General features: G+C 49.3%; 1 protein-coding gene. It reads left to right on the top strand.

Features of this window, described 5'->3' with window-relative positions:
* Positions 1-290 precede the first annotated feature (290 nt).
* On the top strand, positions 291-850 hold a 560-nt coding region (locus AACS05_RS24800; protein ID WP_045438228.1), incomplete at its 3' end, for a terminase small subunit.

Below are 850 nucleotides of genomic sequence, written 5' to 3'. Positions count from 1 at the left end.
TACGTTAAGTTGATGCAGATCAATTAATACGATACCTGCGTCATAATTGATTACTTGACGTGGTTTGATGGCCTCCACGCACGTTGTGATATGTAGATGATAATCACTATCACTTTACGGGTCCTTTCCGGTGATCCGACAGGTTACGGGGCGGCGACCTCGCGGGTTTTCGCTATTTATGAAAATTTTCCGGTTTAAGGCGTTTCCGTTCTTCTTCGTCATAACTTAATGTTTTTATTTAAAATACCCTCTGAAAAGAAAGGAAACGACAGGTGCTGAAAGCGAGCTTTTTGGCCTCTGTCGTTTCCTTTCTCTGTTTTTGTCCGTGGAATGAACAATGGAAGTCAAACAAAAAGCAGCTGGCTGACATTTTCGGTGCGAGTATCCGTACCATTCAGAACTGGCAGGAACAGGGAATGCCCGTTCTGCGAGGCGGTGGCAAGGGTAATGAGGTGCTTTATGACTCTGCCGCCGTTATAAGATGGTATGCCGAAAGGGATGCTGAAATTGAGAACGAAAAGCTGCGCCGGGAAGTTGAAGAACTGCGGCAGGCCAGCGAGACAGATCTCCAGCCAGGGACTATTGAGTACGAACGCCGTCGACTTACGCGTGCGCAGGCCGACGCACAGGAGCTGAAAAATGCCAGAGACTCCGCTGAAGTGGTGGAAACCGCATTCTGTACTTTCGTGCTGTCGCGGATCGCAGGTGAAATTGCCAGTATTCTCGACGGGATCCCCCTGTCGGTGCAGCGGCGTTTTCCGGAACTGGAAAACCGACATGTTGATTTCCTGAAACGGGATATCATCAAAGCCATGAACAAAGCAGCCGCGCTGGATGAACTGATACCGGG

The organism is Citrobacter sp. S-77, from assembly GCF_963864895.1.
Taxonomy (GTDB): Bacteria; Pseudomonadota; Gammaproteobacteria; order Enterobacterales; family Enterobacteriaceae; genus Citrobacter; species Citrobacter murliniae.
This window is presented reverse-complemented; position numbering and strand designations above follow the sequence as displayed.